The organism is Pseudomonas citronellolis (assembly GCF_029335315.1).
GTDB lineage: Bacteria > Pseudomonadota > Gammaproteobacteria > Pseudomonadales > Pseudomonadaceae > Pseudomonas > Pseudomonas citronellolis_A.
Genome location: NZ_JARJLT010000119.1, coordinates 1 through 19502, shown reverse-complemented (window position 1 = coordinate 19502; position 19502 = coordinate 1). Strand labels below are relative to the sequence as shown.

Here is a 19502-nt window from a genome sequence, read left to right as displayed (position 1 = left end):
CCTTTCGTCTATCGATTCGAGGGGCGGCAGGTGCGAACAAAGCGCTGCGAAAGCGTAGCAGGAGATTTCCGCGCGTCAGCTTGCCCATATCGAGATAGAGCCTTTCCCGGATTGCAACAGTGCGCCGGCGCGGCGCGCCCACAATCCGTTAGACTGCGCATTCCCCGTACTGTCCCGCGAATTTCGCGCCGCCCTCCAAGGGGGAGTTCTTGAATACCTTGAGCCAACCGCGTCCGCCGGTGCGCACCATCCTCGTCGGGCTGATGCTGGCGATCTTCCTCGGCGCGCTCGACCAGACCATAGTCGCGGTCTCGCTACCGGCCATCTCCGCCGGCTTCGGCAATTTCGACCTGCTGGCCTGGGTGATCTCCGGCTACATGGTCGCCATGACCGTGTCCATGCCCATCTACGGCAAGCTCGGCGACCTCTACGGGCGGCGCCGGCTGATGCTCTTCGCCACCGCGCTGTTCACCTTCGCCTCGCTGCTCTGCGGCCTGGCCCAGAGCATGGAGCAGCTGGTGCTCGCGCGGGTGCTGCAGGGGGTTGGCGCGGGCGGGCTGATGTCGGTTAGCCAGGCGATCATCGGCGACGTGGTGCCGCCGCGCGAACGCGGCCGCTACCAGGGTTATTTCAGCAGCATGTACGCGGTGGCGAGCATCGCCGGCCCGGTGCTCGGTGGCCTGCTCACCGAGTACCTGTCGTGGCGCTGGGTGTTCCTCATCAACCTGCCGGTGGGCCTGGTGGCGCTGGAGGTCTCGCGGCGCACCCTGGTCGGCCTGCCGGTACCGGGACGGCGGCCGCGCATCGACTACCTGGGCACCGCGCTGATGATCGCCGGCCTCGGCAGCCTGCTGCTGGCGATCACCGACGTCGGCCAGGGCGCCGACTGGCGCGACCCGAAGATGCTCGGCCTGTTCGCCGCCTCGCTCGCCCTGCTGGCGCTGTTCGTCGCCCAGGAGCGGCGCGCGCCCGAGCCGCTGGTGCCGATGCAGCTGTTCGCCATCCGCGCCGCGACCCTGAGCTGGATGGTCGGCTTCTTCGCCAGCTTCCAGTCCATCTCGCTGTCGGTGCTGGTGCCGCTGCGCTACCAGTCGGTGACCGGCGCCGGCGCCGACAGCGCCGCCCTGCACCTGCTGCCGCTGGCCATGGGCGTGCCGATCGGCGCGTACTGCTGCGGGCGGCTGACCGCCGTGCTCGGGCGCTACAAGCCGCAGATCGTCGGCGGCGCCTTGCTGCTGCCCTGCGCCATCGCCGGGCTGGCCCTGACGGCGCCGTCGAATGCCTGGCTGTCGGGGCTGTTCATGCTGCTCTGCGGCATCGCCGCCGGCACCCAGTTCCCCACCAGCCTGGTGGCCGCGCAGAGCGCGGTGGACCACCGCTACCTGGGCGTCGCCACCAGCAACACCACGCTGTTCCGCTCCCTCGGCGGGGCGGTGGGCATCGCCCTGATGTCGGCGATCCTGCTGGCCATGCTGCAGCCGCTGGCGGCTGGCGAAGGTTTCGGCCACGGGCTGTCGGCCAACGAGTTGCTCAGCAGCCTCGCCGGGCCAGGCCACGAGGACCGCCGGCAGGCGCTGGACGCGGTGTTCCGCCGGCTGTTCCTGGTCAACGCCGGCTTCGGCGTGCTGGCCCTGGGCATCGCCCTGGCGCTGCCGAACAACCTGCTGCGCGGCAAGGTGGAGGCCGGGGAGGCAGCCTGAGCCGCCTCCCCTTCGCACCGTCAGTCCTCGTCGTTGAGGTAGCTGACCTGGCGCAGGTCCGGCAGCAGCAGGCAGACCACCAGGGCCACGCCGCACATCACCGAGACGTAGATGTAGAAGTATTCCTCCACGCCCAGGCTCTTCAGGCCCAGGGCCACGTACTCGGCCGAACCGCCGAAGATCGCGTTGCCCACCGCGTAGGACAGGCCGACGCCCAGGGCGCGGATCTGCGGCGGGAACATCTCGGCCTTGATCAGCCCGCTGATCGAGGTGTACAGGCTGACGATGGCCATCGCCAGGATGATCAGCACGAAGGCCATGTACGGGTTGGTGGTGGTCTTCAGCACGGAGAGGATCGGCCAGGTGCAGAGCATGCCCAGGGCGCCGAACCAGAGCATCGAGGTCTTGCGCCCGATGCGGTCGGAGAGGGCGCCGAACACCGGCTGCATGCACATGTACACCAGCAGCGCGAAGGTCATCACGCCGCTGGCCACCTTGGCGTCCATGCCCACGGTGTTGACCAGGTACTTCTGCATGTAGGTGGTGAAGGTGTAGAAGATCAGCGAGCCGCCGGCGGTGAAACCGAGCACGGTGAAGAAGGCGCGCTTGTGGTGGGCGAACAGCTCGGTGAGGGTGCCCGACTCGCTGCGCTTGAGGTTCTCGTCCTTGGCCGTTTCGCTCAGCGAGCGGCGCAGGTAGAAGGCGATCACCGCGGTGACGGCGCCGACCACGAAGGGAATCCGCCAGCCCCAGGCGCGCAGTTCCTCGGTGCTCAGCAGTTGCTGCAGGATCACCACCACCAGCACCGCCAGGAGCTGGCCGCCGATCAGGGTCACGTACTGGAAGGAGGCGAAGAAGCCGCGCTGGCCCTTGAGCGCCACCTCGCTCATGTAGGTGGCGCTGGTGCCGTACTCGCCGCCCACCGACAGGCCCTGGAACAGCCGCGCCACCAGCAACAGCGCCGGCGCCAGCACGCCGATGCTCTCGTAGGTGGGCATCACGGCGATGGCCAGCGAGCCGCCGCACATCATCAGCACCGAGATCATCATCGCGGTCTTGCGGCCCTTCTTGTCGGCGATGCGGCCGAACATCCAGCCGCCGATCGGGCGCATCAGGAAGCCGGCGGCGAACACCCCGGCGCTGTTCAGCAGCTGCACCGTGGGGTTGTCCGAGGGGAAGAAGGCGTGGGCGAAGTAGATGGCGGTGAAGGCATAGACGTAGAAGTCGAACCACTCCACCAGGTTGCCCGAGGAGGCGCCGACGATGGCGAAGATGCGGCGGGTGCGTTCCTCGGCGGAGTAATGCGGTACGGGTGCGTTCATGCGGGCTCTCTCGTCGATGGTGCTGTTATTGGCGTTGTGCGGTGGCCGTCCCTGTAGCCGCCGGACGAGGTGCGCCGGGCCAGGCCTGGCGACACAATCTGTTACATGAGTATAGCCGCGTGCCGATAGCCAGCTAACGATAAATCCCGCCAATCGACGCGGGCCGGGTTATACAAAGGGCGAATATCGAACGTCCATTCGGCATTTCCGATTGACCGGCAGAAGGCCAGCTTCTATCGTTCCGCCACCCAAGCGTGCCTGCCGGGCGACTTGTCAGGTACCCCTCGGTGGGCCGCAGGGTCCGGCCTTGTCCACAAGACAAGGCCGATTACCTACCCCTCGCAGGGCGGCTAATGCCGCATAGCCTCGGTGCCCCGTCCACACCCCCGGACGCGCAGGCACCGGGGGGATAATGGTCCCCCCGCCGCCACCTTCTCTCTGCAACCGCAGCTACAACCGCAGCCACGACCGCCTCCACGTCGCGCCGTTCCCGGCATGACGGAATTGTCATGCGCGCCTCATCTTCGAGTTATCCCGCCGTCATCAGGATGGAGCCTGCCCGCGCGCGGCTCCGGCTGCTCCGGGCACCCACCAAGAAAACGGCCCGGACCACGGGTCGCACGCCACCCGGAGCGATCGATGACACAGCGCCAGATTTCCCTGACCCTTCCCCTGCTCGCCGCCGCGCTGGCCAGCCCCCTGGCCGGCGCCGAGGAAAGCGCCCAGGACGAAGGCTTCCTCGCCGGCAGCCGCCTGGAAATCCTCAACCGCAACTTCTACTTCAACCGCGACGACCGCCACGGCCAGTCCAGCCCCAAGGGTAACGGCTACTCCGAGGCCTGGGCCCAGGGCCTGATCGCCCGCTACCAGTCCGGCTACACCCAGGGCACGGTGGGCTTCGGCGTCGACGCCTTCGGCCTGCTCGGCGTGCAGTTGGACAGTGGCGATGGGCGCAACGGCGGGCACAGCTCGTTCGACGTGCTGCCGGTGGACGACCAGGGCCGCACCGAGAGCGAGTACGCCAAGGCCGGCGGCGCCGCGCGGCTGCGCCTGTTCGACACCGAAGTGCGGGTCGGCGACGTGTTCCCGGAAACCCCGGTGGTGCACTACGGCGACTCGCGCCTGCTGCCCGAGTCCTTCCGTGGCGTGACCCTGAACAACGCCAGCGTCGAGGGCCTGGGCCTGCAGGCCGGGCGCCTGCATTCGATGAGCCAGCCCAACCGGCGGAAGATGAGCGAGGGCTTCGAGACCTTCTACGCGGGCCCCGTGGACTCGCCCTGGATCGCCTACCTGGGCGGCGACTACGCGCTTGGCGAATGGGTCAGCCTGAGCCTCTACGGCAGCCGCCTGAAGGACGCTTGGAAGCAGTATTACGCGGGCACCTCGGTGACCTACCCGCTGGCCGACGACCTCGACCTGATCGGCGGCTTCAACTACTACAAGTCGGTGGATGACGGCGGCCGCGAACTGCTCGGCGAGTTCAACACCAATATCTGGAGCGGCAAGCTGGGGGTACGCTTCGGTGCCCACACCCTGGCCCTGAGCCACCAGCGCAACAACGGCAACAACGACTTCGACTACCTGCGCCAGGCCGACTCCATCTACCTCGACAACTCCATCCAGTACACCGATTTCAACTCGCCGAAGGAGCGTTCCTGGATGCTCCGCTACGACCTCGACATGCAGCCCTACGGCGTACCCGGCCTGAGCTTCATGACCCGCTACGCGCGCGGCAGCGACGCCGACTACAGCAACGCCAACGGCGTGTACATGCGCCGCGACGAGAACGGCAACCCGCTGGTGGACCAGAAGCGCTGGGAGCGCGACATCGAGGCGAAGTACGTGGTGCAGAACGGCAGCCTGAAGGACCTGTCGTTCCGCCTGCGCCAGGCCTCCACCCGCGCCACTGCGTTCGAGTCGGACCTGGAGGAAGTGCGGCTGATCGTCGAATACCCGTTGCAGGTGCTCTGAGGGTTGGTGCTTGGAAGAGGCCCCTGCGGGGGCCTTTCTCGTTCAGGGCCGAGCCCAACCGTAGGGCGCATAACCGTTCGCGGTTATCCGCCGAGGGCCCGAACGCCGACGCCCGGGGCAACGGCGGATAACGCCGTAGGCGTTATGCGCCCTACGCCAGGCCCCGAACGTCCCGGTTAAATCCGCCCCTGTCAGAATCGTCATATTCCCTTCAGGGTCCTGTTAGTGGCGGCGGGTTCCAATGGCCGGGTCAGTCCCCACTCGTGTGATCTGACGGTTGTCTCGGCAGCGACAGCTCCTTTGGTAAGAGACAGCCCCTGAGGCGCCCCCATCGCGGGCGCCTTTTTTTCGTCCGCGCTCAGGCCGTCTCGTCGCGGCGGTGCGCCCAGCGGTACAGGGCCGGCAGCACCAGCAGGGTCAGCGCGGTGGAAGAGAGGATGCCGCCGATCACCACGCTCGCCAGCGGCCGCTGCACCTCGGCGCCGGTGCCGGTGGCCAGGGCCATGGGCACGAAGCCCAGGGACGCCACCAGGGCGGTCATCAGCACCGGGCGCAGGCGCGTCAGGGCGCCTTCGCGCACCGCCGCGTCGAGGTCGCGGCCTTCCTCGCGCAGGTTGCGGATGAACGCCAGCATCACCAGGCCGTTGAGCACCGCCACCCCGGACAGGGCGATGAAGCCGACCCCGGCGGAGATCGACAGCGGGATGTCGCGCAGCCACAGCGCCGCCACCCCGCCGGTGAGGGCGAAGGGGATGCCGGTGAACACCAGCAGGCCGTCGCGGACGTTATTGAACATCATGAACAGCAGCACGAAGACCAGCAGCAGCGCCACCGGCACCACCACCCGCAGGCGCTTCGCCGCCGATTGCAGCTGCTCGAACTGGCCACCCCAGCTGGTCCAGTAGCCGGCGGGCACCTGCACCTCGACGGCCAGGCGCCGCTCGGCGTCGGCGACGAACGAGCCGATATCGCGCCCGCGCACGTTGGCGCTGACCACCACCAGGCGCTTGCCGTCCTCACGGCTGACCTGGTTCGGCCCGAGCACGAAGCTCAACCGCGCCACCTCGCCCAGGGGGATGAAGCCGATGCGCCCGTCGGGCCCGGCCGGCAGCGGCAGCAGCAGCCGCGAGAGGCCGTCGATGTCGCTGCGCAAGGCGTCCGGCAGGCGCACCAGCAGGTCGAAGCGGCGGTCGCCCTCGAACAGCGTGCCGGCCTGGCGCCCGCCCACGGCGATGGCGATGAAGTCCTGCACGTCGCCGACGTTGAGGCCGTAGCGCGCGGCGCGCTCGCGGTCGATGGCGAGGGTCAGCACCGGCAACCCGCCGGTCTGCTCCACCTTCACCTCGGACGCCCCCGGCACCTGGCGCAAGGATGCGGCGATCTGCCCGGCGGTCTTCTCCAGCACCGCCATGTCGTCGCCGAACACCTTCACCGCCACGTCGCTGCGCACCCCGGAGATCAGCTCGTTGAAGCGCAGCTGGATGGGTTGCGAGAGTTCGTAGTTGCTGCCCGGCACCTCGGCGGCGGCGCGCTGGATGTCCTCGATCAGTTGCGCGCGCGGCTTGTCCGGGTCGGGCCACTGCGCCTTGGGCTTGAGCATCAGGTAGCTGTCGGAGATGTTCGGCGGCATCGGGTCGGAGGCGATCTCGGCGGTGCCGGTGCGGGCGAACGCGCGCTCGACTTCCGGCACCCGTTCGAGGATGCGCCGCTCCAGCGCCTCCTGCAGCGCCACCGACTGGCTCAGGCTGGTGCCCGGTACGCGCAGCGCCTGCAGGGCGAAGTCGCCTTCGCTGAGGCTGGGCACGAACTCGCTGCCCAGGCGCGCGGCCAGCACCCCGGCGCCCAACACCAGCAGGGCGGCGCCGGCGAACACCACCTTGCGCCGGCCCATCACCCAGCCCAGCACCGGCTCGTAGCCGCGCCGCGCCGCGCGCATCAGCCAGTTTTCCTCCTCGCGCACACGGCCGCTGACGAAGATCGCGATGGCCGCCGGGACGAAGGTCACCGACAGCAGCATGGCGCCGAGCAGGGCGATGACCACGGTGAAGGCCATGGGCTGGAACATTTTCCCCTCGACCCCGCCGAGGGCGAATATCGGCAGGTACACCACCATGATGATCAGCTGGCCGAAGACCAGCGCGCGGCGCGCCTCCCTGGACGCGGCGAAGACCTCGTGCAGGCGCTCGCCGCGGGTCAGCAGGCGGCCGTGGTGCTGCTGCGCATGGGCCAGGCGGCGGATGGCGTTCTCGACGATCACCACGGCGCCGTCGACGATGATGCCGAAGTCCAGCGCGCCCAGGCTCATCAGGTTGGCGCTGACGCGGTTGGCGAACATGCCGCTGAAGGTGAACAGCATGGCCAGCGGGATGACCATGGCGGTGATCAGTGCCGCGCGGATGTTGCCGAGGAACAGGAAAAGCACGGCGATCACCAGCACCGCGCCTTCGATGAGGTTCTTCTTCACCGTGGCGATGGCCTTGTCCACCAGCTGCGTGCGGTCGTACACCGGCACCGCGCGCACCCCGGCCGGCAGGCTGCGATTGACCTGTTCCAGGCGCGCGGCCACGGCCTTGGCGACGCTGCGGCTGTTCTCGCCGATCAGCATGAACACCGTGCCCAGCACCACCTCACGGCCGTTCTCGGTGGCCGCGCCGCTGCGCAGCTCGCGGCCGATCTGCACCTGGGCCACGTCGCTGACGCGGATCGGCGTGCCGTCGACGCTGCGCACCACGATGTTGCCGATATCCGCCAGGCCCTCCAGCTGCCCCGGCGCGCGCACCAGCAACTGCTCGCCGTTGCGCTCGATGTAGCCGGCGCCGACGTTGGCGTTGTTGCGCTCCAGCGCCGCCAGCAGGTCGGCCAGGGTCAGGCCGCGCGCGGCCAGGCGCTGCGGGTCGGGAGCCACCTGGAACTGCCGGGCCTGGCCGCCGATGGTGTTGATCTCGGCCACCCCCGGCACATTGCGCAGCTGCGGCTTGACGATCCAGTCCTGGATCACCCGCAGGTCGGTCGGCGTGTAGGGCGTGCCGTCTTCCTTGCGCGCGCCCTCGTCGGCCTCGATGGTCCACAGGAAGATTTCGCCGAGGCCGGTGGAGATCGGCCCCATGGCCGTCTCGACGCCCTCGGGCAACTGTTCGCGGGCCTGCTGCAGGCGCTCGTTGACCAGTTGGCGGGCGAAGTAGATGTCGGTGCCGTCGGCGAAGATCACCGTCACCTGCGACAGCCCCGAGCGCGAGATCGAGCGCGTCTGCTGCAGGCCCGGCAGGCCGGCCATGGCGGTCTCGATCGGGTAGGTGACGCGCTGCTCGGTTTCCAGCGGCGAGTAGCCGGCGGCGGCGCTGTTGATCTGCACCTGGACGTTGGTGATGTCGGGCACCGCGTCGATCGGCAGTTTCTGGTAGCTGGCCACGCCGAGGGCGGCCATGCCCAGCACGGCGAGCAGCACCAGGTAGCGCTGCTCGATGGCGAAACGGAGGATGCGTTCGAACATGGGAAGGTCTCGCTCAGTGGGCGTGCTCGGCGCTGGCCTTGCCCAGCTCCGACTTGAGGACGAAGCTGCCGGCGGCGGCCACCTGTTCGCCGGCGGCCAGGCCCTCCAGCACTTCCACGCGGCCCCGGTCGCGCGCGCCGAGGCGCACCGGCTGGGCGACGAAGGCACCCTCGCGGCGGACGAACACCACGCTGCGCTGCTCCAGGTTCTGCACGGCCGCCTCCGGCACGCTGACCGCCACCGCGCGCGGCGCGCCGGCCAGCTCGACGCTCACCGGCAGGCCCGGGCGCCAGGCGCCCTCGGGGTTGTCCAGCAGCACATGGGCGCTGGCCATCCGCGATTGCTCGCCGAGCAGGTTGCCGACCCGCGCCACGCGGCCCTCCACGCCCATCCCCAGGTCGGCCGCGAGCACCCGCGCCGCGCCGCCCACGCGCACCCGCGCCAGGTCGCGCGGGGCGACGCCGAAGGTGGCCCAGACCCGCGACAGGTCGGAGAGGGTGAAGGCCGCCGTGGTCGCGTCGACCACCTCGCCGGGCACCAGGTGCTTCTCCACCACCACGCCGTCGAAGGGCGCGCGCAGTTCGTAGCGGTCGCCGCCGGCCGCGCCCAGCGCACCGAGCTTCTGCCGCGCGTTGCCGAGGGCGATCTCGGCCTCCTGCAAGCCCTGGCGCGCGAGCAGGTAGTCCTGCTCGGCGGAAACCTGTTCGCGCCACAGCTGGCGCTCGCGCTCGGCGGTCACCCGCGCCAGCTCGACGCGCCGTTGCGCCGCCGCCAGTTCGCTGCGCAGGTCGGACAGCTGCGGGCTGGCGATCAGCGCCAGCAGCTCGCCGCGCTTCACTTCCTGGCCGAGGTCGGCGGCGACCCGCTCGACCACCCCGCCCACGCGCGGCACCAGGTGCGCGGTGTGGTCGGCGTCGAAGGCGATCTCGCCGGGCAGGGCGAAACGCCCGGCCAGTTCGGCGGGCGCCGCCGTGGCCAGCTCGACGCCGGCGGTGCGCAGCTGCTCATCGCTCAGGCGCAGGCCGGCGTCTTCCTCGCCGTGGTCCTCGCCGGCGGCTTCGGCGTGGTGTTCGCCGTCACCGTGCCCGGCCGCCTCGGCGTGAGCCTGTGCGGCGCCGGCGCCATGGTGCTCGCCGTCGCCATGCCCGGCGACCTCTTCATGCACGCCGGGCGCCTGGGCCTCGCGCCCCGGCACCAACACGGCGACGCCGCCCAGGCTGAGCAGCAACAGCACGGCGGCGGCGATCTTGGTCTCTTTCGATTTCATGGACACTCCCGGAAAGCCTCGCGCCCTCAGGCGCCAATCAGGCGGGTCAACGCGCCCAGGGCGCGGAACAGGTCATGGATGCACCAGTGCCCGGCGACGCCGGCCTGGCAGGCCAGCGGGCCGCTGCCGCCCAGCGCCGCCAGCAGCGGCGCCAGGCCCAGCGGCGCGCGTGGGCCCATCAGCGCGCGGCCGTCAGGTCGCCGAAGATGCGTTCGTAGCGGGCGCGGGCCTCGGCCAGGCGGGCCAGGGCCTGCAGGTAGCGGTCGCGCGCGGCGAGCAGGGTGCGCTGGGCATCGAGCACTTCGAGGAAGCCGAACTTGCCCATCTCGAAGCCACGGGTGGCGCCATCCACCGCCTGGCGCGCGGCCGGCAGCAGGCCATCGCGCAGGGTCTGCGCCTCGTCCCGCGCGCTATCCCAGAGATCCAGGGCCTGGCGCGTCTCGCGGCGCAGGCGCAGCTCGGCGGCGTTGCGCAGGTCGCGCGCCTGGTCGGCGCGGCGCGCCTCGGCGAGCAAGGTGCCCTGGTTGCGGTCGAACAGCGGCAGCGGCATCGACAGCCCGACCACGTTGACCCGCTCGCGCGCCTCGCGGTCGTACTGGCTGCCCAGGGTGACGTCGAGGTTGGGCACGCGCTGGGCGCGCGCCAGGCCCACGGCGGCGTCGCGCTGCTCGATGCGCAGCCGCGCCAGGCGCAGCTCGGCGCTGTCCTCCAGGCGCCCGAGCAGCGCCGTCGCCTCCGGTGGCGCGGGCAGCTCGGCGGCGCCGGCGACCTCGGTGAAGTCCGCCTCCGCCCGGCCCATGAGCACGGCCAGGGCGCGGTAGGCATCGGCCCGCTCGATGCGCGCGCGACGCAGCTCCAGGCCGACCTCGCTCAGTTGCACCTCGGCGCGGGTCGCCTCCAGCGGCGCGGACTTGCCGGCCCGCACCCGCGCCTCGGCGGCCTTCAGGCCGCGCGTCGCCAGGGCTTCGGATTCTTCGCCGAGGCGCACCCGTTCCTGGGCGCGCAGGGCCGCCTGGAAGGCCTCCAGCAGGTCGGCGCGCAGCGCGTTGCGGCTGACCTCCAGTTCCGCCTCGGCGATCGCCAGGCCGCGCTCGGCGACAGCCACGCGCGCGCCGCGCTTGCCGCCGAGCTCCAGCGGCTGGGTCAGGCTGAGGGTGGTGGTGGCGCTGTCGCGGCGGGTGTCCTCGGTCTCCCAGGACAGGCTCGGGTTGGGCAGCAGGCCGGCCTGGCGCCGCTCGCCTTCGGCGATCCCGCTGGCGCGCCCGGCGGCGGCCAGCTCGGGGTTGTCGGCCAGCGCGGCGCGCAACGCCTCGTCGAAGCCGAGGGTGCGCGCCTGCGCCGGCAGCGCCAGCAGGCCAAGGGAAATCAGGAACAGCGCCAGGCGGGGAAACAGCCCCCGCGCCGGCCGCTGCGGCAAGCCACGGCGGTAATGCACGACGCACCTCGGGAAACGGCATTCGGAAGGAAACCCGCGAGGGTTGCCACGGACTGTCCGCCGGCCCGTCGATACGACTGGCCAGCGAACGCCGCCCAAGGTAATGAGCGCGCTTTATCGGCAAGGTGACCCGCCAATTACAAATATGTCATGCGCGACCAGCAGGTATTTTCCTGCGCTAACATCGTCTCAAGTTGATTGGCGCGAATATGTAAGTTGTTTATTCACAGCGTTTGAAATACCGCCAAGCAACGCCTGGAGCCCGCTAAATCCGCCAGATTGGCAATATCCTGAAACAGCCAACCCGACACTTCCCGATTGACTCTGCAGCAACTACAGCCATTAGCCTCGCGCGCCATCTGAATATCGGAAAAAACGCGCCCGATATATCCATAAATCCCACGAACAATAAGAACAGAATTGTCAGTTTTCCAATTAAAAGGTCATGCCATACATGCGAATCCTAGTTGTAGAGGACGAAACCAAGACCGCCGACTACCTGCACCAGGGCCTGAGCGAAAGCGGCTTCGTGGTGGACCGCGCCGACAACGGCGTGGACGGCCTGCACCTGGCCCGCCAGGGCGCCTATGAACTGGTCATCCTCGACGTGAACATGCCGCAGATGGACGGTTGGGAAGTGCTCGAACGGCTGCGCCGGGAGAGCGACATCCGCGTCCTGCTGCTCACCGCCCGCGGCCGCCTGGCCGAGCGCGTGCGCGGCCTGGAACTGGGCGCCGACGACTACCTGGTGAAGCCCTTCGAATTCCCCGAGCTGCTGGCGCGGGTGCGCACCCTGCTGCGCCGCAGCGAACGGGTGACGACGCCGGCGGTGCTGCGGGTGGCCGGCCTGGAGCTGGACCCGGCGCGCCATCGCGCCTACCGCGAAGGCCGGCGCATCGACCTGACCACCAAGGAGTTCGCCCTGTTGCACCTGTTGATGAGCCGCAGCGGCGAGGTGCTGACCCGCACGCAGATCATCTCCCTGGTGTGGGACATGAACTTCGACTGCGACACCAACGTGGTGGAAGTCACCATCCGCCGCCTGCGCCTGAAGGTCGACGACCCCTTCGAGCACAAGCTGATCCACACCCTGCGCGGGGTCGGTTACGTGCTCGAGGCGCGCGAATGAAGCCGGCGAGCCTGTCCACCCGCCTGGGCGTGAGCATGGCGCTGCTGTGCGCCGGGCTGGTGGTGGTGCTGGCGCTGCTGGCCTACGCCGCGCTCGACCACGAGCTGCAGCGGCGCGCCCACGACGGCCTGGCCGACAAGCTCGCCCAGGTCAATCACGGCCTGGCCCAGGGCCTGGGCCGCCGCGACCTGGCCCGCGAGCCCCACGAGCTGCTCGACCTGGTGGCCGGCCACGACGACCTCGCGCTCACGCTGCTGGCTGCCGAACCCGGCGGCCAGGCACTGCTGGATACCGGCCCGGCCGAGCGCCGCGCCAGCCTCGACCGCCTGGCGCTGGACGCCACCCCGGGGTTTCATCGCTGGCGCGACGCCGGCGGCCGCCCGCTGCTCAGCGCCGGCGGCCGCGTCCGGCTGGCCGACGGCACGCCGCTGCGGGTGCTGCTGACCCTCGACCGCAACGCCGACGAGGCACTGCTCGGCGCCTTTCGCCGTTCAGTGCTGGCCGGCCTGCCGCTGCTTCTGCTGCTGGTCGGCCTTGGCGGCTGGTATGCGGTGCAACGGGGGCTGTCGCCGCTGCAGCGCTTCCGCAAGGTGGCGGCGCGGGTCTCCACCGAGGACCTCAGCCACCGCATTCCGGTGGAGAAGCTGCCGCTGGAGCTGGGCGAGGCGGCCTGCGCGCTGAACGTGATGCTGCATCGCCTGGACAATGGCGTGCAGCAGCTCACGCAGTTCTCCGACGACCTCGCCCACGAATTGCGCTCACCGATCGGCAATCTGCTGGGCAAGGCCCAGGTGGTCCTGTCGCGGGAGCGACCGGCGGAGGAATACCAGGCGGCGCTGGCGTCGAGCATCGAGGAGCTGGAACGGCTCTCGCGCATCGTCGCGGACATGCTGTTCCTGGCCCAGGTGAACCAGGCCCAGGTGCCCTTCGAGCGGGTCGGCCTGGACCGGGAGGCGCGACGGGTCGCCGAGCTGTTTCTCTACGCCGCCGAAGACAAGGGCGTGGAAATCGCCCTGAGCGGCGAAGCCAGCGTGCAGGGCAATCGCCTGATGGTGCAGCGGGCGATCTCCAACCTGCTGTCCAACGCCATCCGCCATACCCCGCCCGGCACGCGTATCGACATCGCCGTGGAGCGTGACGCCGAGGGCGCCAGCCTGGTGGTCGAAAACGCCGGCACGGGCATCGCCGAGCAGCACCTGGCGCATCTGTTCGAGCGCTTCTACCGCGTCGACGGCGGCCGCTCGCGGGCCGAGGGCGGCACCGGCCTGGGGCTGGCCATCGTGCGTTCGATCATGAGCCTGCATGCTGGCGCGGTGACCGTGGAAAGCCGGCCACAAGGGCCGACCCGCTTCCGCTTGCGCTTCCCCGGGGCGGCCTGAAGCCGGGCTCACTTGCCGCGGTTGCAGCTGACCCGCTCGGCGCGGTACTCCACGCGCTGCTCGGCGCCGTCGGAATCCAGGTAGCGCATGCGCACCGGAACCACGCCACAGCCCCTGGCGGGGGTCACTTCGAGCACCTCGGCGATGTCCAGGTTCATGCCGTACTCGTAAGCCCGGTAGTCGGCGACCTGGACGTCGCCGGCGGCGGCGCGCATGGCCACCTGGCGGTTCTGCTCCATGCGCGAGAAGGTGCGGTCGCCGCCGCTTTCGGCCAGCGCCAGGGAGGACGCGCCGAGCAGGCCGGCGAGCAGGAGGGGGCGGAGCAGGTTCATGGCAGTCACCTCGTTGGTGTGGAAACTGCCTCTACCCTAAGGCGCCACCCCTAACGCGAGCCTGAGGCGCGCATGACGATTCGGTTATCCGCCGATTTACAGAGCCGGCGCCAACAAAGCGACATCTGCGGCAGGTAGACTTCTGCAAGGCGCCAGGCCACGGCCGGCGCGGCTTTCGTCGATATGGCAAGGGGCTTCGGTTGAACGCTGTCAATCCACTTTGGTTCGCCATCGGGCTGCTCGCCCAGGCGGCCTTCTCCGCTCGCTTCCTGGTGCAGTGGGTGCTCTCCGAGCGCGCCCGCAAGAGCCTGATGCCGGTGCACTTCTGGTACTTCAGCTGCGCCGGCGCGGTGCTGCTGCTGGCCTACGCCACGCACCAGCGCGACCTGGTGATCAGCCTCGGGCAGATGGCCGGGCTGGCCATCTACCTGCGCAACCTGGAACTGGACCGCCGCCACGCCGGCGGCCGACCGCCGTTCTTCGCCTGGCCCTGGCTGGCCTGGTCGGCGGTGGCGATCAGCCTGGGCTGGCTGTCCAAGCCGGAGCCGATGCTCCACGCCATCACCGCCGCCGATCCGCTGTGGACCGCCATCGGCATGGTCGGCCAGGTGGTCTTCACCGGGCGCTTCGTGCTGCAGCTGTGGTTCTCCGAGCGCGCCGGGCGCCCGGTCAACCCGATCCACTTCTGGTACCTGTCGATGGGCGGCAGCGTGCTGCTGTTCTGCTACGCGGTGGCGCAGCGCGACCCGATCATCATCCTCGGCCAGTCCTTCGGCATCGTCGTCTACCTGCGCAACCTGGCGCTGATCCGCCGCCAGGCCCAGGCCGACGGCGCCGGCGCCCGGGGCCACTGAGGGCGGGCCTTCAGCGCTTGTCGAAGCGGTAGAACAGGTTCGGCTCGCTGACCACGTAGAGGTTGCCGTCGGCGTCCATGGTCAGGCCCTCGGCCTGCGGCGTGGCATGGCGCAGGTCGCCCAGCGGGCCGCCGAGCAGGGTGCGGAAGCTGACCAGGCCGCCCTGCTCGTCCAGCTCCATGATCAGCCGCGACTCCTCGCTGAGCACCAGCAGGTGGCCGCTGCGCGGGTCGTAGTGCAGGTCGGAGATGTCGGTGCCGAACACGCTGCGCTTCACCCAGGCGGTGCGGTCGATCACCTTGAGCTGCAGCTTGCCGGCCAGGCTCGCGCGCACCCCGGTGACCTCGTAGATCTGCCGCGGGCCGCGCTCCTTGCCGATGAACAGGCGGTCGTGGCCGGCGTCGTAGGTGAGGCCTTCGAAACCCTTGTTGTGGATGCTCGGGTTGATCTCCAGGGCCAGCGATTGCGCGTCGCGGGCGTCGATCGTCTGGCCGGGTCGCGCCGGCAGCGGGAAGAAATCGATCTGCTGGTAGTTCTCGTCGGCCACCGCCAGCAGGCCGCCGCCCAGGTAGGCCACGGCCTCGACGTCCTGGAAACCGTCCATGGGGTACTCGGCGAGCAGCTCGCCGCTCTTGCTCAGGGCCACCAGCTTCATGTCGCCGGCGTTGGTCACGGCGAGCAGGCGGTCCTGGTCGAAGTCGTAGCTGATCGCCGACAGGTCGGAGACCACGCCCTTCACCGGCAGCGCGTCGATGCTCACCTTGTAGTCGGGCAGCCAGACGCTGCGCCCGGCCCATTCGGCGGCGTGCAGGCGGCTGCTGACGTAGAAGTAGGCGCGCTGCTGCCAGTGCTCGCTGAGCACCACCACCAGCGCCGGCAGGCACAGCGCCAGGCCCAGGGCCAGACGCAGCAGGTGGCGCCGGCCGAAACGGCGGCGGGGCGGTAGAGGCAGGGCTTCGAGGCGTTCCACGGCGCTGTTCAAGGTTGCATTCCTCGGTTCAGGTCGGGTTTTGCTGGCCATCAGGGCAGCGGCTTGTTCCAGGCGAAGCGGTAGACCGGGCCGCCGTCATCGTGGCAGCGACCGTTGTCGGCGTCGGCGCCGACCAGCAGCCAGTGTTCCTCGAAGTCGCCGGGCACCTCGCGGGCGGCCTCGCGGCGGAAGCAGCGCTCCAGGTCCTCGGCGCGCCCCAAGGCCAGCGCCTGCGGGTGGCCGCGCAGCCAGCTGGCGGCCTTGTCCACGGCGTTGGGGGTATCCAGGCCGAAGTGCACCAGCGGCTGCCGCGCGTAGAGCCAGTTGCCCTCGCGCCAGCCGGCCAGCACCAGTTCGCCGCCGCCGCTCAGGCGCGCCACCTCGGCCATCAGCGGGCGGCGATCGTCGCCGGGATCGCTCAGCGGTTCGATGAAGCCACGGGCGAACCAGGCGACGAACCACAACGCCGCCACGCCGACGAAGACCCGGCGCAGACGCGGCCGCTGGGCGAACCAGCGGCGCAGCAGCCAGGGCAGCAGCGGCGCCATGGCCAGCACCAGGGCCGGCAGGGCGGGGAAGATGTAGAGCTTGCGCTTGCCCGAGCTGAGGCTGAAGAACAGCAGCACCAGCGCCACCCAGCCGAGCAGGACCAGGACGCGCCCGTCGTGGCGCGCCAGTTGCCGGCGCCAGGCCGGCACCATCCACGGCAGCGCCAGCAGCAGCGGCAGCCAGTACTGCGGGATGACCTTGACGAAGAAGTACCAGAACGGCTCCTGGTGCTGCCAGGCGCTGGCGTAGCGCTTGGCGGTCTGCTGCAGGAGGATGTCGTCCAGGTAGGCGCGACCGTCGGCGCCACCGCCGAGCAGCACGTGCAGTACCACCGGCAGCAGCCAGAGCGCGATGGCGCCCAGCGTCACCGCCAGCCCCAGCCACCAGGCGCGCGCCTGGCCGGGCATGCGCACCACGCCGGACCAGCCCTTGCGCACCGCGTAGGCGTACGGAATGAGCATCAGCGCGGGCAGGAAACCCACGCCCTTGCTGATCACGCCCAGGCCCATGGCCGCGCAGGCCAGGTAGTACCAGCGCCACGCCGGGCCGAGCAGCAGGTGGCGCAGCAGGCCGTAGACGCCGAGGCTGATCCACAGGCAGAGGAAACCGTCGATGCCACCGTCGCGCAGCACCGCGTGGGTCTGGTAGGTGGCCAGGAACAGCAGCCCGGCAGCCAGCCCGACGCGGCGGTTCCACAGGCGCCGGCCGAGGTCGTAGAGGCAGGCGGTGGCCACCAGCCCGGCGCCGAAGGCCGGCAGGAACAGCGCGAGATTCGGCGCCAGGCCCAGGCGGATCAGGCTCGCCACCAGCCACATGAACAGCGGCGGCTTGTCCGGGTAGATTTCGCCGGCGCGGTGCGGGATCAGCCAGTCGCCGCTCTGCAGCATCTCCAGGGCCACGCCGAGGAAGCGTTCCTCATCGACGTTGCCCGGCTGGCGCAGGCCCAGGCCGGCGCCGAGCAGCAGCGCCGCCAGCAACAGGAGCAGCCACGGCCGCTCGGCGCAGCGGCGCCACAAGCCATGGGCCGGCGAGGGGGCGACGGTCAGCGCCAGGTTGCGCGGCGAATCGCCCGGGCCGGCCATGCTTCAGCGCCCGAGCTCGCGGGGCAGGACGTCCAGCCGCGTACGGCGGATCAGCCACCAGACGCCGAACAGGTCGAGGATGCCGACCAGCGCGCGGTCGAGGTTGCCGTACTTGGACACCCCGGCCTGGCGCGGCCGGTGGTTGACCGGGTGCACACGCATGGCGCCGCCATGACGCTGGATCAGCGCCGGGATGAAACGGTGCATGTGGTCGAAGTAGGGCAGGCGCAGGAAGGCTTCGCGCTCGATCAGCTTGAGCCCGCAGCCGGTGTCCGGGGTGTGGTCGTTGAGCAGGCGCCCGCGCAGGCGGTTGGCGAAGCGCGAGGCCCAGCGCTTGCTGGCGCTGTCCTGGCGCTTCACGCGGTGCCCGGCGATCAGCTTGAGGTCGGCCGGGCAGTCGGCCGCGCGTACCTGCGCGAGCATGCCGGGGATATCCGCCGGATCGTTCTGGCCGTCGCCGTCGAGGGTCGCCAGCCACTGGCCACGGGCGGCCTCGGCGGCGTGGTAGAGCGAGGTGCTCTGGCCCAGCGAGCGCTCGTGGGCGAGCACCCGCAGCTGCTCGTAACCGTCGCGCTGCAGGCCCTGCAGCACGGCGCGGGTGGCGTCGGTGCTGCCGTCGTCCACCACTATGACTTCGAATGCCTCGCCGGCCAGGGCCTGGCGGATCTCGTGGAGGAGCCCGGGCAGGTTCTCGGCTTCGTTCTTCGCCGGAATCAGGACCGACACGTAAGGGCTGCTGGACATGCTGTAAGCGTTGCTCCGTTGCTGTATCACGCCGCGCCGGCGTGGGAACTTTCGACCGCGTAGAACTCGCGGTACCAATCGACGAACCGCTCGACGCCGCTGTGCAGCGGGGTCGCCGGGCGGAAGCCGGTGCGCCGGGCCAGGGCTTCGACATCGGCCCAGGTCTGCAGCACGTCGCCCGGCTGCAGCGGCAGGTAATTGCGGATGGCCCGGCGACCGAGGGCCTGTTCGACGCACTCGACCATGTCGAGCAGGCGCACCGGCTCGCCACGGCCGATGTTGTACAGCGCCGCCGGCGCCTCGCCGTGCTCGCCGGGCTGCGGCGGACGATCCTGGATACGCAGCAGGCCTTCGACGACGTCGTCGATGTAGGTGAAGTCGCGGGACATCTCGCCGTTGTTGTAGATGTCGATCGGCCGCCCTTCGAGGATCGCCCGGGTGAACTTGAACAGGGCCATGTCCGGGCGGCCCCAGGGGCCGTACACGGTGAAGAAGCGCAGGCCGGTCAGCGGCAGGCGGTAGAGGTGCGCGTAGGTGTGCGCCATCAGCTCGTTGGCGCGCTTGGTGGCGGCGTACAGCGAGACCGGCTGGTCCACCGCGGCGTCGGTGGAGAAGGGCATCGGGCTGTTCATCCCGTACACCGAACTGCTGGAGGCGTAGACCAGGTGGCCGACCACACCGTGGCGGCAGCCTTCGAGCAGGTTGACGAAGCCCAGCAGGTTGGCGTCGGCGTAGGCCGCGGGGTTCTCCAGCGAATAACGCACCCCGGCCTGGGCGGCCAGGTGGATCACCCGCTCGAAGCCTTCGCGGCGGAACAGCGCGGCCATGCTCGCGGCGTCGGCCAGGTCCAGGCGTTCGAAACGGAAGTTGCGCTGTTGGCGCAGCAGGCCCAGGCGGGCGTGCTTGAGCTCGACGCTGTAGTAGTCGTTGAGGTTGTCGATACCGACCACCTCGTGGCCTTCGCGGCACAGCCGCTGGGCGGTATGGAAGCCGATGAAACCGGCGGCGCCGGTAACCAGGAACTTCACCGTCGGGCACTCCGGGTGGAGCCGCGAACGGGGGTGTCGGGTGTCATGTGCATTGGGGTCGCCAGCGCTAGTGAGCTTATCGTCGTGACCGGCTTTCCGCCGATTTCTGGTCTTGCTCGTCCGGGCTCGCACTGGGCGTGACTGCTCCGACCGGTGCGCAGAGCCTGGCGCATCGTCTTGGCAGGTTAGGGAAGGATTCGTGAAGCTTTCGTTGGAAAGCTGCGAAGGAATTGTTGCGTGGAGGGCGCGG

Annotated in this window: 15 protein-coding genes and 1 pseudogene; 6 read left to right on the top strand and 10 right to left on the bottom strand. The window is 70.0% G+C overall.

Features of this window, described 5'->3' with window-relative positions:
• Positions 1 to 209 precede the first annotated feature (209 nt).
• Entirely contained in the window at positions 210 to 1700 is a 1491-nt protein-coding gene (locus tag P3W75_RS10555) for an MDR family MFS transporter (RefSeq protein WP_276227328.1), read from the top strand.
• A 20-nt stretch (positions 1701 to 1720) separates the two neighbouring features.
• Here the strand turns inward: P3W75_RS10555 and P3W75_RS10550 are convergent, their stop codons facing one another.
• Positions 1721 to 3022 (bottom strand): MFS family transporter, encoded by a 1302-nt coding sequence (locus P3W75_RS10550; RefSeq protein ID WP_276227327.1) that lies wholly within the window; start codon positions 3020 to 3022, stop codon positions 1721 to 1723.
• A 639-nt stretch (positions 3023 to 3661) separates the two neighbouring features.
• On the opposite strand from P3W75_RS10550, the gene P3W75_RS10545 reads away from it, so the two are divergent.
• Positions 3662 to 4993 carry an OprD family porin gene (locus P3W75_RS10545; protein ID WP_276227326.1) on the top strand — a complete coding sequence of 444 codons (1332 nt, stop codon included), beginning with the start codon at positions 3662 to 3664 and terminating at the stop codon, positions 4991 to 4993.
• A gap of 358 nt (positions 4994 to 5351) precedes the next feature.
• Here P3W75_RS10545 and P3W75_RS10540 read toward each other — a convergent pair whose 3' ends face one another.
• From P3W75_RS10540 to P3W75_RS10525, 4 genes are read right to left on the bottom strand one after another with little or no spacing between them, the layout of a single operon-like run.
• Entirely contained in the window at positions 5352 to 8483 is a 3132-nt protein-coding gene (locus P3W75_RS10540; RefSeq protein ID WP_276227325.1) for a CusA/CzcA family heavy metal efflux RND transporter, read from the bottom strand.
• A gap of 13 nt (positions 8484 to 8496) precedes the next feature.
• Positions 8497 to 9750: an efflux RND transporter periplasmic adaptor subunit gene (locus P3W75_RS10535; RefSeq protein ID WP_276227324.1), complete on the bottom strand. Its 1254-nt coding sequence runs from the start codon at positions 9748 to 9750 to the stop codon at positions 8497 to 8499.
• A 26-nt stretch (positions 9751 to 9776) separates the two neighbouring features.
• Positions 9777 to 9929, bottom strand: coding sequence for a hypothetical protein (locus P3W75_RS10530; RefSeq protein WP_276227323.1), 153 nt, complete (start codon positions 9927 to 9929; stop codon positions 9777 to 9779).
• The gene (locus P3W75_RS10525) at positions 9929 to 11185 is read right to left on the bottom strand and encodes a TolC family protein (RefSeq protein WP_430765359.1); all 1257 of its coding nucleotides are present in this window, start codon (positions 11183 to 11185) and stop codon (positions 9929 to 9931) included. The genes P3W75_RS10530 and P3W75_RS10525 overlap by 1 nt, the downstream gene beginning before the upstream one ends.
• 454 nt (positions 11186 to 11639) lie before the next feature.
• Between P3W75_RS10525 and P3W75_RS10520 the strand changes: the two genes are divergently transcribed.
• Both P3W75_RS10520 and P3W75_RS10515 read left to right on the top strand, forming a co-directional pair.
• Positions 11640 to 12314 (top strand): heavy metal response regulator transcription factor, encoded by a 675-nt coding sequence (locus P3W75_RS10520; RefSeq protein WP_276227322.1) that lies wholly within the window; start codon positions 11640 to 11642, stop codon positions 12312 to 12314.
• Positions 12311 to 13693 (top strand): heavy metal sensor histidine kinase, encoded by a 1383-nt coding sequence (locus tag P3W75_RS10515; RefSeq protein WP_276227321.1) that lies wholly within the window; start codon positions 12311 to 12313, stop codon positions 13691 to 13693. The genes P3W75_RS10520 and P3W75_RS10515 overlap by 4 nt, the downstream gene beginning before the upstream one ends.
• Before the next feature lie 8 nt (positions 13694 to 13701).
• Here P3W75_RS10515 and P3W75_RS10510 read toward each other — a convergent pair whose 3' ends face one another.
• On the bottom strand, positions 13702 to 14025 hold the full coding sequence (locus P3W75_RS10510; RefSeq protein WP_276227320.1) for a co-regulatory protein PtrA N-terminal domain-containing protein: 324 nt from the start codon (positions 14023 to 14025) through the stop codon (positions 13702 to 13704).
• A 200-nt stretch (positions 14026 to 14225) separates the two neighbouring features.
• Between P3W75_RS10510 and P3W75_RS10505 the strand changes: the two are divergent.
• Together P3W75_RS10505 and P3W75_RS10500 are read left to right on the top strand one after the other, a co-directional pair.
• Positions 14226 to 14453 (top strand): annotated as a pseudogene (locus P3W75_RS10505) (lipid-A-disaccharide synthase N-terminal domain-containing protein); the annotation flags it as partial.
• A gap of 120 nt (positions 14454 to 14573) precedes the next feature.
• Positions 14574 to 14879, top strand: a complete 306-nt coding sequence (locus tag P3W75_RS10500) for a lipid-A-disaccharide synthase N-terminal domain-containing protein (protein WP_276227345.1) — start codon at positions 14574 to 14576, stop codon at positions 14877 to 14879.
• A 10-nt stretch (positions 14880 to 14889) separates the two neighbouring features.
• On the opposite strand, the gene P3W75_RS10495 is transcribed toward P3W75_RS10500, so the two are convergent.
• The 4 genes from P3W75_RS10495 to P3W75_RS10480 are packed head-to-tail and all read right to left on the bottom strand — an operon-like array spanning position 14890 to position 19252.
• Positions 14890 to 15861, bottom strand: a complete 972-nt coding sequence (locus P3W75_RS10495; protein WP_276227319.1) for an SdiA-regulated domain-containing protein — start codon at positions 15859 to 15861, stop codon at positions 14890 to 14892.
• A 38-nt stretch (positions 15862 to 15899) separates the two neighbouring features.
• Positions 15900 to 17480 carry an ArnT family glycosyltransferase gene (locus P3W75_RS10490; protein WP_276227318.1) on the bottom strand — a complete coding sequence of 527 codons (1581 nt, stop codon included), beginning with the start codon at positions 17478 to 17480 and terminating at the stop codon, positions 15900 to 15902.
• A 3-nt stretch (positions 17481 to 17483) separates the two neighbouring features.
• Positions 17484 to 18224, bottom strand: a complete 741-nt coding sequence (locus tag P3W75_RS10485) for a glycosyltransferase family 2 protein (protein WP_276227317.1) — start codon at positions 18222 to 18224, stop codon at positions 17484 to 17486.
• A gap of 26 nt (positions 18225 to 18250) precedes the next feature.
• Entirely contained in the window at positions 18251 to 19252 is a 1002-nt protein-coding gene (locus tag P3W75_RS10480) for an NAD-dependent epimerase (protein WP_276227316.1), read from the bottom strand.
• Between the last annotated feature and the right edge of the window lie 250 nt (positions 19253 to 19502).